The sequence below is a fragment of the Thermocatellispora tengchongensis genome (genome assembly GCF_014202315.1).
In the GTDB taxonomy this organism is placed as follows: domain Bacteria; phylum Actinomycetota; class Actinomycetes; order Streptosporangiales; family Streptosporangiaceae; genus Thermocatellispora; species Thermocatellispora tengchongensis.
On record NZ_JACHGN010000034.1, the window covers coordinates 89153 to 102059 of the forward strand.

A 12907-nucleotide genomic window follows, 5' to 3' on the forward strand; every position below is an offset into this window, starting at 1 on the left:
GGCTCACCCCTTCCCAGGCTCCCGCTCCGGCACCTATCGTGTACGCCGTGTAGGCGGCCGGGCGGGGCGAAGGGCGGGACGTGAGCTCCCACGCACTTGAGCCGGGGGATCCAGACAAAATAGGCGACTACACCTTGACCGGCGTGCTCGGCGCGGGCGGGCAGGGCGTGGTGTACCGGGGCGAGGCGTCATCGGGCGTCCCGGTCGCGGTCAAGCTGCTGCACATCCGCATGGCCGCCGACTCCGACGTACGCCGCCGCTTCATGCGCGAGACCGACGCCGCGCGCCGCGTCGCGGTCTTCTGCACCGCCCAGGTCCTCGACATGGGCGTCTTCAACGGCCGCCCCTACGTCGTCAGCGAGTACATCCCCGGCCCCTCCCTGGCCGGCGTCGTGGCCGAGGATGGCCCCCGGGGCGGCAGCGGCCTGCACCGCCTGGCCGTCACCACCCTCACCGCGCTGGCCGCGATCCACCGCGCCGGCATCGTGCACCGCGACTTCAAGCCCGGCAACGTGATCCTGGGCCCCGAAGGGCCGGTCGTCATCGACTTCGGCATCGCCCGGGTGCTGGACGAGAGCGCGACCGCCTCCGGCCTGGTGGGCACGCCCGCGTACATGGCGCCGGAGCAGTTCGACGGCCAGAAGGCGAGCCCCGCCTCCGACGTCTTCGCCTGGGCCGCCACCATGGTGTACGCCGCCACCGGGCACCAGGCGTTCACCGGCCCGACCGTCCCCGCCCTGATCAACGCGGTCCTCGCCCGCGACCCTGACCTGTCGGGCGTACCGGACGACCTCCGGCCGCTGCTGGCACGCTGCCTGGCCAAGGACCCGGCCGCCCGCCCCGAGATCCCCGGCCTCCTGCACGCCCTGACCGGCAACGGCCCGGCCCAGCAGGCCCAGCAGGCCCAAGAGACCCAGGCCCAAGAGACACAGGCCCAAGAGGCACAGCAGGCACCGCCGGCCGAGCCGACGACCGTGCCCGCCCGCCGAGCCCCGCAACCGCCACCGGCCACCGCCCCGCCCGCGCCCGTGGCGCTCCGGGTCGCCGGCCGGCTCGCGCTGGTCTTCGGCCTGCTGTGCGGGCTGGCCCCCGCGATCGACCGAACAGTGGGCACCACGAGGCAGGTCTTCTCCAGCAGCAGCGCCCCGGACCTGTTCGTGCTCATGATCGCGCTCGGGGCCATCGCCGTGCCCGCCGCCCTGGCCGGCATCGGGGTGTTCCTGTGGTGGCGCAGCCGCCGCCGCGACGACCGTGTGTGGGCCACGGCGGGCACCATCGCGGGGCTGGGCGTGTACCAAGCGGCCACGATCCCCGCCTACCTGTCCAGCCGCACCTACGACCCCTTATTCGACTATGTCGGGATCTGGGCCGAGCCCCGGATCATCGCGACGGGCAAGGCCCTGATCGGCGTCGCGGCCCTTCTCGCCATCGCCGCCGCCCTCCGGGCCCGCCCGCGCGCGGCCCGTCCCGCGCCCCCGGCCTCCGGCGCCGCCGTCGTGGCCGCGCTCGGCCTCGCGGGCGCGGCGGCGTACGCCTGGGCGTACCTCACGCTCTCCCCTGGCGGGAACGCCCCACAGCTCTTCCTCGAATGGGGAAGCGTCACGGCGCTGGCCCTGATCCTGCCGGCATGCGGGCTCCTGCTCCGCCCGGCCCGGCTCGGGGAGGGCCTGATGAGCGCATGGCTGATCATCGCTCTGCTGCCCGCGATCCGGTTCTTCGCCTCCCTGCTCGGGTGGCTCTTCGTGGGCGCGCCCGCCTCCGGCCTGGAGGGCGCCAACCTCCGGCCGGTGGCGTTCTACATCGCCGCCCTGGCGCTGTGGGCCGCGTACCGCGTCTATCGCCGGGCGCGGGCCGCGAGGATCAGCGGCTCGTAGCCGTCCTCAAGGTCCTCGGGCAGCCGGTCCAGCGGGAAGAACCGCACCTCGCTGTGCTCCTCGCTCGCCCGCGGCGCGACCGGGCCCTCGGCCGTGGCGCTCACCGCCACGATGAGCACCTTGCCGCCCGCGATCTCGAAGATCTCGGCCCCGACGACCTGGCCCACCTCGACGTCGAGACCGCACTCCTCGCGGACCTCCCGGCGTACCACCTCCGCGAGGGTGCGGTCCTCCCGGTCGGGCCAGCCGCCGGGCAGCTCCCACTTGCCGCGCGGGTTCCGGCACAGCAGCACGCCCTCGTCGCTGAGCACCACGCCCTTGATCGAGGCGTGCATGAAGTACCAGCCGGTCTCGGCGTCGATCATGTGGCGATCATGTCACACCCCTGGCCGCTACTGCCGCGACAGGGCCCGGGTGATGCCGGTCGCGATGGTGGTGACCAGCACCCAGCCCGCCAGCACCAGGGCGTACGCGATCCACTGGCCGCCCCCCGTGGGCTGGAACGCCTTCTCCTGGCCGAAGTCGATCAGGGGGAACAGCAGGTCCAGGGCGTAGACGACGGCGTTGAACGCCGGGCCCTTGCCTGCCTCGGCCGGGGGCGGCGGGTCGAGGGTGAACACGGTGGCGCCCAGGGCGAGCAGGGCGGCGAACCAGGCGGCGGCGCGCAGCGGGCGGTAGCCGTACCCGACCGTGACGTCCTGCACCACGCCCCACAGCCGGGAGTGCCTGGGCAGCGTGGCCCGGCGCCGCCGCTGCTTGTGCAGCAGTACGGTGCGCGCCTCCTCGTCGTGCCCGAGCCGCCGGTAGGTGCCGGCGAGCTGCTCGTACGGCTGCGGCACGTACGCGTCGGGGTCGCCGCGCAGCCATTCCAGCCGGCGGGTGGCGGGCAGGATGGGGTCCAGGGCGTCGTAGGTGAGGCCGTCCTGGCGGCGCGGGGACCAGGTGGCCGGGTCGTCCCGCAGCACCCCGATCCGGGCGTGCCGCAGGTCGAGCAGGCCCTCGGGCGGCTGCTTGGGCCGCAGGTACAGCTCGCCGGCCTCAAGCTGCCAGGCCGCCAGCGCCCGGCCGCCCGGGTTGGACAGCGTGGCGTCGTTCAGGTGGATGTGCCGGCGCACCTGGGTCCCGATCAGGTTCAGCTCGCCCTCGGTGGTGAAGCCGCGCCCCAGGAACAGCCCGCTCCCGACCGTCGCCGCCGACGCGTCCAGCGCCGTGCCGCCCGGATCGCGCAGATGGGCGCCGTTGAAGTCGGCGTACGTGCCGATGGTCGCGTCGGCCAGCCGCACCGCGCCCTCGGCGCGGAACCCGCCCGCGCACGACAGCGACCCGCCGACCGAACAGCCGTCGGCGTCCAGTGCCACCCCGCCGGGCGCGGCCAGCTCGGCGCCGTCCAGCACCAGCGACCCGCTGACTCGGGCCATCGACAGGTCCACCCGCCCCCGGGCGCGCAGCTCGCGCGCGTTCACACTGCCCTCGACCTGTAACTCCCCCGCCTGGAGCGCCTCGCCGCCCGCGTTGTCCAGGCGGGCGCCGTGCAGGCTCAGCTCCCGCTCCACCCGCGAGTCGGCGAGCCGTACCGAGCCCGTGGCGGAGAAGCCGCCGCCCAGGAACAGCCCGCCCGACGCGGTGATCCGCGACCCGCGGAACGCCATCTCGCCCGGACGCTCGATGGTGGTGGCGGTGAAGGCGAACGGGCCGGTCACGCGGGCGTTGCGGCAGGTGATCATGCCGGTGACGGCCATGTGCCTGCAGAACACGTTGCCCTCGGCCACCAGCCCGTCCAGGTTCAGCGCCTCGCGCTCGGAGCCGCCCACGGCCAGCCGGGCGTGATCCAGGATCAGCGTGCCGTGCACCGTGACGTTGGACAGCCGCACCTGCCCGCGCGCCCGCAGCCCGATCGCGCCCACACCCCGGTCGGCCTGCATCCGGTCGCAGTCCACGGCGAGCCCCGCCACGTCCACCCGGGCCCGGTCCAGCGTGAGGCTGCCCGCGATCTGCGCCCCGCGCAGCTCCACCGTCCCGGTGAACACGCATCCGTCCAGCCGCAGGTGCCCCCCGACCTGGGCGTTGGCCCCCGACAGCCCCGGCAGGCGGGAGCCGGTGAAGCTCACCTGCAGCGCCCGCGTCCAGTAGAGGTTCGGCGCCCGGTCGAAGAAGCACGACAGGAACCGCGCCGAGTGGTGCACGCCCGAATGGCTCAGGTTCAGCTCCCCGGCGATCCGGGCCCCCTTGACGCGCAGCCCCGCGACCGGACGCGCCTCCTCCCGCAGCAGCAGCTCCGCGACCACGCCGGCCCGGATCGTCCGCTCCGCCCCCCAGCGGTCGCCCCGGGCGGGAGCGTCCTGCTCGCCGTCGCCCGTGGTGAAGTCGGCCTCCTCGCCCCGCTCGAACGCCTCCCACACCCGCCGCTCGGCCACGGACAGCTCCTCGACCCGCACCATTCCCCCTCCACGATCAACATGTCCGCCTAGTCAGGGTGCCGTTCGGAAACCGGGTGCGGGGGGCGCGTCCTACCCCATCAAGCGGGCCTGATCACCGGCCGACTGCCGCTCCACCACCCGGGTGAGCAGATCGACGAGCTGCCGCCGCTCGGCGTCCGAGAGCGGGCCCAGCAACTCGTCCTGGGCCGCCGCCAGCAGCCGGTCCAGTGTGGCGAGCCGCCGGCTCCCCTCCGCCGTGATGCTCACGATGTTCCGCCGGCGGTCGGCCGGATCGGGGCTCCTCTCGACCAGCGCCCGCTCGGCCAGCTCGTTGATCGCGGCCACCACGTCACTGCGGTCGATCCCGGTCCTGCGCCCCAGCGCCGCCTGACTGGCCGGGCCGAACTCCTCCAGCGCCGCGAGCAGGGCGTAGTGGTAGCGCCGCACCCCCTCATCGGCGAGCACCCGGTCCACGAGCCGGTTGGCGGACAACGCGGCCATATTGATCAACCGGCTCGGCAGGGTGCGCAGCCGCTCCGGCGCCGTGCCCTCGGTCAGCTCCACGACGGCAATCTAGCAAAAGCCATTGGCACTCCCCACAATCTCGGGATATCGTTGGCGCACCCAACATTGGAAGTGCCAACGAACAGTGGAGATCAGCATGCAGGCACAAGAGCTACTGGACCGCGACGAGATCACCCGCCTGGTGTACCGCCTCGGCGTCGTCCTGGACGAGGGCCGTTTCGACGAGATGCCGTCGATCTTCACCGAGGACGCCACCGTCCACACGCCCGGCGGCCTGGCGAAGGGCCGCGACGCCCTGACCGCCCAGGCCCAGCGCACCCACTCGCCCGGGGAACGCATCCAGCACGTGGTCGGCAACGTCCTGATCGACCTGGACGGCGACCGCGCCGACGTCCGCGCCAACCTGGTCGTCACGTTCGCCACCGGCAACCCCCCGGAAGGCCGCCTCGCCCCCGCCCCCCGCCTCACGCTGGGCGAGGTCTACCGCTTCCAGGCGGCCCGCACCCCGCAAGGATGGCGTCTGACCCACCTGCGGAGCACCCCCATCTGGGCCACCGGCTCACCCTCCTGAACACCGAGGCTCGGCGGCCACGCGGCAAGAGCGCCCGCGGATCACGGGCGCACTCGCGTACGACCGGGAGCCGATCAGGCGTCCCGCTGCCATGCCGCCTCACGGGCCTGCTCCCGATCGCGGAGATACCGCCGGCCCAGGATCGCGTACCAGATCATGATCGGCAGGTGCAGGGCGTACCCGAGTTGTTCCATCGCCGGCGGCAGGACGCCGGTCCCGGCCGTCCACGGCAGCGCGACCGAGGCCAGGCCGGACAGCGCCGCGACCACACCGGCGATGCGCAGCCCGCGCGGCATCGGGATGCCGGCCGCGCCGGCCACCGTGGCCGCCACCCACAGCAGCCCGGCCAGATTGACCATCCACTTGGCGGTGAGCAGGACCGCCGCCGCCACCGTGGCCGCCGCCGGCGCGTCGGGGTCGGCGGCCAGTTGGGTCAGCGCCAGGTTCCCGGCGTCGTGCAGGAGACCGGCCAGTCCGGCGGCGGCCAGCAGGCCGCCCGCCAGAGTCGTCGCGTACGGCCTGGGCGCCCCGGCCGGCCGACCGGCCATGACCAGCCCGGCCGCCGTAAGCGCCAGCCAGCCCAGCACGTCGAAGGCCAACTCGATCAGATGGAGCCCGGCCTGCTCCCGCACCGCGGCCAGCACGCCGCCGGGATCGGACGGATTCAGGGTCAACCCCGATGGCACCACGATGGCCGCACCGGCGATCATGGCGATTACCGCGGTCAGCAACAGCACCCCGGTGAGCCGGCTCCTAGGGTTCAGATCAGTCATGGACGGTGACCGTAGAACCCTGACGCAGGGACAAAGTCAACACGAGAGGGCGTCATGTGGCGGATCGGGCAACTCGCACGCATGGTCGGCGTATCCGAACGCACCCTGCGCCACTACGACAAGATCGGCCTGCTGGCCCCCGCCGCGATCGACCGCGCCACCGGCTACCGCTGGTACGGCGTAGCCGAACTCTCCCGCCTCGAACGCATCCGCGGCCTGCAACGCCTCGGCCTGCCACTGCGTCAGATCGCCGACCTGCTGGACGCCCCCGAGGCCCAGCTCCGCCAGGCCCTGACCGAGATCCTGACGACCATCCACCGCGACATCGCCACCCTGACGGCGACCGCCGCCCACGCCGAGGACCACCTCGCCACGCCCATGTCGATCCTGCCCCAGCAGACCACGGTCGGCCCCCGGCGGCTACGCGTCCGCCGCCTGAACGTGGCCCACCCGTCCGACCTCGCCGCCATCTGCCCGCCACCACCGGCGACCCTGCTGACCTGGCTCAACGGAGAACCCGCGGGCGGCTTCACCGCCGCCGTCACCACCGACCACACCGGCGCCCCGCTCACCCTGCCCCAGCGCACCGTCGTACGCGCCGTCGTCCCCCCGTCAACGGACCTGCGCCGCGCCGGCCAGGACCTGTTCGCCTGGCTGCACCGGCACCACCTGACCATCACCGGCCCCACCCTGGAAGACCACCTGACCGACGCCGACGGCAGCCACGCCACCATCCTCGAAGTCCCCGTCGCCGCTTGAGAAACCGGCCCGGCGCATCCCAGGTACGGCTGGCGCCGGTCAGCGAGGCGGGGCCGGCCGCCGCAGAGCGACGGCACGGGGATAGCAGACCGGCAGGCCGGGAGCCGGGAGGCCGGGCAGACCGGGCAGACCAGGCAGACCGGGGGCGCCTCCATCCGACCCACCGATCCCCATCACAATCCTCCGAGTCCGTCAAACCGAACCCGGCCACCGACTGGAGCCTGAATTGTCATGAATGAACGCCGCGGCCGACGACCGTACGCCCCCCATGCCGGTGATCATCACCGTAGCAGTAGTAGGCACGATCGCGGTCCTGCTGTTCGCCATCGGGGCGTTGTCCATCGCGAGCGGTCAAATCCCAGACGGCGCAATGCGGATGATCCTGGCGATTTTCGGTGGTGTGATCGCCAGAGGGCTGTGGCGCGGGTGGCGTGGCCCGCGCCTTCTGGCGGTCGGCTTCAGCGTGATCAGCCTGCTCACCACGGGGCCCACACTGGCCGGCTTGGCGGCGGGCCGAGACGTACCGGCGCTCACGGCCGCGGCAGCCGTGATGTTCGTACCGGCTGGCTGCGCCGTCATCGTGCTGCTGCTCCTGCCGTCATCGTCACGCGCCTGGTTCGCCCGTCACCGCCGCCCACGGCGCTGACGCCCCCGACCTCCCACGACCGACGAGACACCCACGAACACCGCGCACGTAGCGGAGACCCGACGACGCCGGCACTGGTCCAAGGATGAGGCAGAGGCAGAGGCAGAGCGGAATACCCGACAGAAGGCCGCCCGAGAACCAAATTCGCCGCCGATACACCCTCGTGACCGCGACCGACTGATGTCACGTCTTTTTGTCAGTCCCATTCCGTACTCTCAGCCTCGCGTCTACCGCGCAGTGGGGAGATTTCCAGACATCGGCAATGGAGGCGGTCGCGTAACTGAGCATTCCCGCAGTTCCGGTGGCTTCCCCATTCCTCAGCCCCGTCCCATTCTGGACGGCCCATTCCCCCTCGGAGGATCAGTGAGACTACGGTCTCTACTGGCGAGCATCGCCGTGCTCGCCATCACCGCGACGACCGCGTTAGCCGTCGGGGCCCCGGCCCAGGCCCAGGCCACAGCCGCTGCCCCGTCCGTGGCGCAGAACCTCATAGACGAGGTGAACAACGGCACGAAGGTACGCGCCGTTGTCGAGGTCAGGGGCCACGTCGCCCGGGTGGCCGACGCCCTCGAAGCGGCTTCGAGCGAGACCACGGTCATCGACAAGACGAGTTCCAGCGACTTTCTCGTCGCCACCATCGACAAGCCGACCCTCGCCGTGGCCGTGGCCGACGACCTGGTCAGGGCCGTCTACAAGGACGAGTTGAGCAAGCCGGCGCTCGACGTCAGCACCAGGCTGATCGGTTCGGACCAGGCCAACACGGCGGGCTGGACCGGCGAGGGCTCCACCATCGCGATCCTCGACACCGGCATCGATCGAGATCACCCGTTCTTCGCCGGGCGAATCGTGGGCGAGGCATGCTTCTCCACCTCCGACCCCGACCCGCGCTACCAGGCCGACTCGTTGTGCCCCAACGGCCTGCCGTCCCAGACCGGCGCAGGCGCGGCCGACGCCGAGACCGCGAAATGCGTCGTGAACGGCACGATGATGTGCCACCACGGCACGCATGTCGCGGGGATCGCGGCCGGCCAGAAGACCGCGACCGCTCCTTCCAGCGGCGTCGCGCCGGAAGCCGGCATCCTGCCGATCCAGGTGTTCTCCCGGTTCAACGGTCCCATCTGCCAGGAAATGGGCACCTCTGCGCCGTGCTTCCTCAGCTTCACCTCCGACCAGAAGCTGGCGCTGCAGTACGTCGACCAGGTACACGCGGGGCTCAACGTGGTAGCGGTCAATCTGAGCCTCAGCGTAGGCCCGAAACACACGGCCCACTGCGACCAGGACCCCGCCTACGGGGCTCTCAGGTGGGAGATCCTCTGGCTCAAGGACTTCGGCGTGACCACGGTCGTATCGGCGGGCAACGACCAGTACGAGGACGGCGTGACCAGCCCCGCGTGCATCTCCGCGGTGGTGGCGGTAGGCGCGACCGACGACCACGACGCCCCCGCTTCCTTCGGCAACCGCGGCCCCCTGCTCGACCTCTTCGCGCCCGGCGTGGCCGTCGACTCGGCCATGCCCGGCGACACCTTCGGCGTCCTCAGCGGCACCTCCGTGGCCGCACCCCATGTCGCGGGCGCCCTGGCACTGCTCCGGCAGGCCAACCAGAACCTGCCCGGTGAGGAGCTCGTCGAGAAGCTGCAGAACACCGGCAAGAGCATCACCTACAGCAGCGGAGGCACCACGGTGACCACCAAGCGGATCGACCTCGCCGCCGCCCTCTCGCTGAACACCGGCACCACCGGCCAACGGTGAAGCCCCGAGACCACGCCCCCGGCAGTACGCCACTGACAGAGGTCTAGGCGTAACGGCCGTACAGCGGATGCCGGTCACGCTGCGGCGTGACCGGCATCCGCCTTCGGAGCAGAGCGTACGAGGGCTGAGGGCTTGCCCCCGAAAGCCCAGCCCCGAGCAGAGCGAGGGGCCGCACCCTTCGACCCGTCATGAGCCCGGCGAAGGTCCTGACGCCTCGCCGCTGGTCAGGCCGACGCACCCCGACAGCAGGCAGGCGGCCCGCATGTCATGCCCCGCCGGCCTTCCCGGCGGCAGATGGCGACACGATCTCGTTTCCACCTTCGAACGACGAGGTAATGGCGTTCTTCGCCGAGCCACCGCGCCCGCCACCGGCATCTTCGAACTGAGCTCGGACGTATCTCCTCGGCGAAATGCCCATGACGCGCTTGAATACCATGTTGAACGCGTGCTCGGACTACGGCCGCCCCCGAGCAGGAGTCCCCCGGTATGTGTGGCCGAACGTTCCCGGTAGCGGCTCATGTGGCGGTCGTCGCCACCAACGCCGCCCGTACCGACGACTACGTCCGTGACATGCTGCTGACCGCGCTCGACTCTCCCGCCCTCGCCGAACGCATTCACCACGACGGAGGCGATGACGACAACCTCGCCGAGGCCGTACGCGCCGACGAGGAACTGCTGGAAGAACTCGCCCACGCCTGGGCCAGCCGTGAAATCAGCCGCAAGGAATGGATGGCCGCCCGCGCCCCGATCGAACTGCGACTGGACAAGAACCGCGTCCAGCTGGCGAGCCTGTCGCGCACCTCGCCCCTGATCCCTTTCATCGGCACCGCTCAGGAGATGCTCACCCGATGGGAGGCCATGAACGTCTCTCAACAACGCGCGATCGTCGCCGCGGTCATCCGCACCATCACCGTCGCGCCCGCCGACCCGCGCAAGAAGTGGGACCCCGACAGGTTCACCTTCGACTGGATCGCTTAGGCCACCCGGCGGAAGCGCTCCGGCTCGTCCCCGCCGACGAGCCGGAACACCGACGCCACCCGTTCCAACACCGCCAGATCCTCAACCACCGGCGGAAGTCCCTGAGCCATCCGAGATGCCGCCACCCGCGCCCGCATCTCGTCATTCACTCACCCCGCCCGGCGCCCGCACTCGCCGCCACCACACGGCGCCGCTCTACCGGGTCCTCCCCTCGCTGCATACGCTGCTTCCCTTCGCGCTCCTCTCTGTCGATGGACAGGATCAAGGGTGCAGCCAGCAGCAAGGTCAAAGCGACCACCCGACGGGACGCCGTCAAGACGTCCTAGAAATCTCTCGCGGGAGCAAGTCGTCCCCGGCGCGGCGTCTTACCTTCAATGAGACGAAGAAAGATCTCGTTGGTCGCCGGGCCAGAGCCACAGCGAGGGCTGTAGCTCCCGGTACTGCTCGGCGTAGTCCGGGTGCCAAGGGAACCGGCCATGGGGGTCAGGCCACACAACTTCCAGCACCGGAAACGGTGGACGCCGATAGAACGCGATCGCCTGCCCGAAGAACTCTCGATACCACCTCACGTCGACCTGCTTGAGGACCACAGGGTGCCGCGCGATGAGGTCGTGCCGCTCCTGCTCCGCTTCGACAGGCTCCCCCGTAGCGACACCGTCTCCGAGGCGGTTCAGCAGCTCGTGCATGAGATGGATGTCCAGGCCGAACATAGCCAGCTCAGGCGACCGGTAGGTGTGCCACAGGCCGACGGTGTAGGCGAAGCCGGGCCCCAGATCGTCCTCCGGAATCATCGTCACGCTCCAGCCGCGACTCCGGACGTGCTCGACGGTGTGCCGATCCATGGCGTCCCACTCATCGCGGTCCCCGTAGTCATGGCAGACGATGCAGCGACAACCCGGACCATCAGGAGACATAGGCCGTAGCGTACGGGCTCCGCGATCAGCGAAGCAGCCGGACTACGACCTCTGCTACTGGCGATGTCCGACCTCGCCCCAAGATCGAAAGCTACTTTTCTTCTCGCTATCAAGGGCGAGCCTCGCGCGCTTGTCGGCCAGCCGGCCAGGCTGCGGCTCTTCGGCCGGTCCCGGCCGACGCCGCCTACGCGCTTGGGGGCCAACGATCGACCCGCAAACGATGCCAGGGCGTGCGTCTGTCCCGTGTACACCGATTGCAGGCGCAATTTGGGTTTGCGCCGAATATGGTTTTCGTTGCTCTTTAGTCCAGATGTCCTGATTTGAGACGGGATGTCTCTAGGATTACGAAGCTCGTCCCGGGTCCAATTGGCATCGCATAACGAGGGCGGCTATCGGATGTGGTTTGCTGTATGCAACGCGTACAGCAACAGCGCCTCACCGGTGACACCTCGCCGGTCTGGATCTACCGCCCGAGGCAGCCTCGCCCGTCGTCTACGACGCTCCTGACCTTCCCTCATTAACAGAAGTCAGGCGTCAACGGGCTGAGCCCAACACAATCCGCATCCACGAGTAGCGAACTTCGTCGCCTCTCCAGCCGCCGGTGTATGTGTGCTCGGGCAGGTCGGACTGAATGACCTTGTGGACCTGGTAGATGCCGCCGACACAGATCAGCTCGTAGAAAACTGCCTGGCAGCAGCAGGTGTGGTCGATGACTCGATAAGGGCCGCGCGGCTGGTCCTGCCAATCCAGCCGTTTCCGGCTCCGTAGCGCGATACCCGGACAGTCCCCCTCTGGGAACTCCACCAGGTCACGTACCAGCCGACGCGGCCCTCCCTGCACCGCCGTCATCGCGCCGTCGCCCGGCCCGTCTGATCGTCCAGCGCGCCGCAACTCGTCCAAAGTCTCGGCGGCCACCGTCATGCAAGCGCCGGCCACGAGCCCGGCCCGGGTAAGCCGATGACCCCGCCGCGTTGCGTACCAGTCTCCCGGCCTGTCGTCCCCTCGGCTGCGCCAGATCGACCAGCCGGGGAAGCCCGCTACCAGGTCCTCAAGCTCCGTCATGCCTCGCAGGCTACAGAGCCTGTCTATAGCTATGAGCTTCTATGCCTGCCCTGGAGCTACTACCTACAGTTGCCGAGTGATCGACTACGACCCGACGCGACCCAAGTGGGTGCAGATCTACGAGGTCGTACGCGCACGCATCGAGTCGGGCGAGTACCCGCCCCGCTACCTCATCTCCGAGGTTCAGATGGAAGGCGAGTTCGGCGTCGCCCGTGTGACCATTCGCAAGGTGACCGCCAAGCTCCGCGAAGACGGCCTCATCGTCACCACCCCAGGCATGGGCTCCTTCGTGGCCCAGGACAAGAACGAGACCTCCGAGCAGGCATAACCGCCCCCTGGAGGTCTCAGCAATCCCGGCTACTCCTCTGAAGAGGTCGTCAGCCCAGTCGGGCACCAGGCTGAAGGGTCACCTGCGTTGACACCGGTGCCGCCCAGCCCGCAGTAGCCGTTGGGGACTTTGTGAAGGTACTGCTGGTGGTAGCACTCGGTTTCACGCACCAATAGGCGCTATTCCGTGTCCTTAGGGTGTCGAGGTGATGCGTAGGAGCAATGATCGAAATCTGTGGATCTGACGGGAAGGGGTGTACCTTTCCCGAATCATCTGATCATGGTTTCGAGATAGGCCGACGTTGCCGCGTC

Annotated in this window: 13 protein-coding genes and 1 pseudogene; 7 read left to right on the forward strand and 7 right to left on the reverse strand. The window is 70.2% G+C overall.

Going from position 1 to position 12907, the window contains the following annotated elements:
* Positions 1 to 80 precede the first annotated feature (80 nt).
* Positions 81 to 1874 carry a serine/threonine-protein kinase gene (locus HNP84_RS47560; protein ID WP_185056744.1) on the forward strand — a complete coding sequence of 598 codons (1794 nt, stop codon included), beginning with the start codon at positions 81 to 83 and terminating at the stop codon, positions 1872 to 1874.
* Here HNP84_RS47560 and HNP84_RS47565 read toward each other — a convergent pair.
* The 3 genes from HNP84_RS47565 to HNP84_RS47575 all read right to left on the reverse strand — a co-directional run bounded on the left by HNP84_RS47565 (position 1835) and on the right by HNP84_RS47575 (position 4855).
* Positions 1835 to 2239 (reverse strand): NUDIX domain-containing protein, encoded by a 405-nt coding sequence (locus tag HNP84_RS47565; protein WP_185056745.1) that lies wholly within the window; start codon positions 2237 to 2239, stop codon positions 1835 to 1837. The two genes, HNP84_RS47560 and HNP84_RS47565, sit on opposite strands and share 40 nt — an antisense overlap.
* A 27-nt stretch (positions 2240 to 2266) precedes the next feature.
* Positions 2267 to 4312: an oxidoreductase gene (locus HNP84_RS54470; RefSeq protein WP_185056746.1), complete on the reverse strand. Its 2046-nt coding sequence runs from the start codon at positions 4310 to 4312 to the stop codon at positions 2267 to 2269.
* Between the two features lie 69 nt (positions 4313 to 4381).
* Positions 4382 to 4855, reverse strand: a complete 474-nt coding sequence (locus HNP84_RS47575; protein WP_185056747.1) for a MarR family winged helix-turn-helix transcriptional regulator — start codon at positions 4853 to 4855, stop codon at positions 4382 to 4384.
* Between the two features lie 97 nt (positions 4856 to 4952).
* On the opposite strand from HNP84_RS47575, the gene HNP84_RS47580 reads away from it, so the two are divergent.
* The gene (locus tag HNP84_RS47580) at positions 4953 to 5387 is read left to right on the forward strand and encodes a nuclear transport factor 2 family protein (protein ID WP_185056748.1); all 435 of its coding nucleotides are present in this window, start codon (positions 4953 to 4955) and stop codon (positions 5385 to 5387) included.
* A gap of 74 nt (positions 5388 to 5461) precedes the next feature.
* Here the strand turns inward: HNP84_RS47580 and HNP84_RS47585 are convergent, their stop codons facing one another.
* Entirely contained in the window at positions 5462 to 6160 is a 699-nt protein-coding gene (locus HNP84_RS47585; RefSeq protein WP_185056749.1) for a hypothetical protein, read from the reverse strand.
* Between the two features lie 54 nt (positions 6161 to 6214).
* On the opposite strand from HNP84_RS47585, the gene HNP84_RS47590 reads away from it, so the two are divergent.
* The 4 genes from HNP84_RS47590 (at position 6215) to HNP84_RS47605 (ending at position 10292) form a co-directional block, all read left to right on the forward strand.
* A complete protein-coding gene (locus tag HNP84_RS47590; RefSeq protein WP_185056750.1) occupies positions 6215 to 6919 on the forward strand; it encodes a MerR family transcriptional regulator in 705 nt (234 codons plus the stop codon).
* Between the two features lie 235 nt (positions 6920 to 7154).
* On the forward strand, positions 7155 to 7565 hold the full coding sequence (locus HNP84_RS47595; RefSeq protein WP_185056751.1) for a hypothetical protein: 411 nt from the start codon (positions 7155 to 7157) through the stop codon (positions 7563 to 7565).
* A gap of 363 nt (positions 7566 to 7928) precedes the next feature.
* Positions 7929 to 9314: a S8 family peptidase gene (locus HNP84_RS47600; RefSeq protein WP_185056752.1), complete on the forward strand. Its 1386-nt coding sequence runs from the start codon at positions 7929 to 7931 to the stop codon at positions 9312 to 9314.
* Between the two features lie 519 nt (positions 9315 to 9833).
* Positions 9834 to 10292, forward strand: a complete 459-nt coding sequence (locus HNP84_RS47605) for a hypothetical protein (RefSeq protein ID WP_185056753.1) — start codon at positions 9834 to 9836, stop codon at positions 10290 to 10292.
* 371 nt (positions 10293 to 10663) lie between these two features.
* Here HNP84_RS47605 and HNP84_RS47610 read toward each other — a convergent pair whose 3' ends face one another.
* The gene (locus HNP84_RS47610) at positions 10664 to 11134 is read right to left on the reverse strand and encodes a DUF4262 domain-containing protein (RefSeq protein WP_246519542.1); all 471 of its coding nucleotides are present in this window, start codon (positions 11132 to 11134) and stop codon (positions 10664 to 10666) included.
* Between the two features lie 606 nt (positions 11135 to 11740).
* Positions 11741 to 12268, reverse strand: a complete 528-nt coding sequence (locus HNP84_RS47615; protein ID WP_185056755.1) for a hypothetical protein — start codon at positions 12266 to 12268, stop codon at positions 11741 to 11743.
* Positions 12269 to 12344: 76 nt separating this feature from the next.
* On the opposite strand from HNP84_RS47615, the gene HNP84_RS47620 reads away from it, so the two are divergent.
* Positions 12345 to 12596 carry a GntR family transcriptional regulator gene (locus HNP84_RS47620; protein ID WP_150935878.1) on the forward strand — a complete coding sequence of 84 codons (252 nt, stop codon included), beginning with the start codon at positions 12345 to 12347 and terminating at the stop codon, positions 12594 to 12596.
* Positions 12597 to 12625: 29 nt separating this feature from the next.
* Here the strand turns inward: HNP84_RS47620 and HNP84_RS56990 are convergent.
* A pseudogene (locus HNP84_RS56990) lies at positions 12626 to 12754 on the reverse strand (peptide-methionine (S)-S-oxide reductase MsrA); the annotation flags it as partial.
* Positions 12755 to 12907 lie beyond the last annotated feature (153 nt).

What these genes read in the sequence shown, in the direction of transcription:
- HNP84_RS47565 (WP_185056745.1), bottom strand. Translation starts at nt 2,239, where the DNA reads ATGATCGACGCCGAGACCGGCTGGTACTTCATGCACGCCTCGATCAAG.
- HNP84_RS54470 (WP_185056746.1), bottom strand. Translation starts at nt 4,312, where the DNA reads ATGGTGCGGGTCGAGGAGCTGTCCGTGGCCGAGCGGCGGGTGTGGGAG.
- HNP84_RS47580 (WP_185056748.1), top strand. Translation starts at nt 4,953, where the DNA reads ATGCAGGCACAAGAGCTACTGGACCGCGACGAGATCACCCGCCTGGTG.
- HNP84_RS47585 (WP_185056749.1), bottom strand. Translation starts at nt 6,160, where the DNA reads ATGACTGATCTGAACCCTAGGAGCCGGCTCACCGGGGTGCTGTTGCTG.
- HNP84_RS47590 (WP_185056750.1), top strand. Translation starts at nt 6,215, where the DNA reads ATGTGGCGGATCGGGCAACTCGCACGCATGGTCGGCGTATCCGAACGC.
- HNP84_RS47595 (WP_185056751.1), top strand. Translation starts at nt 7,155, where the DNA reads ATGAACGCCGCGGCCGACGACCGTACGCCCCCCATGCCGGTGATCATC.
- HNP84_RS47610 (WP_246519542.1), bottom strand. Translation starts at nt 11,134, where the DNA reads ATGGATCGGCACACCGTCGAGCACGTCCGGAGTCGCGGCTGGAGCGTG.
- HNP84_RS47615 (WP_185056755.1), bottom strand. Translation starts at nt 12,268, where the DNA reads ATGACGGAGCTTGAGGACCTGGTAGCGGGCTTCCCCGGCTGGTCGATC.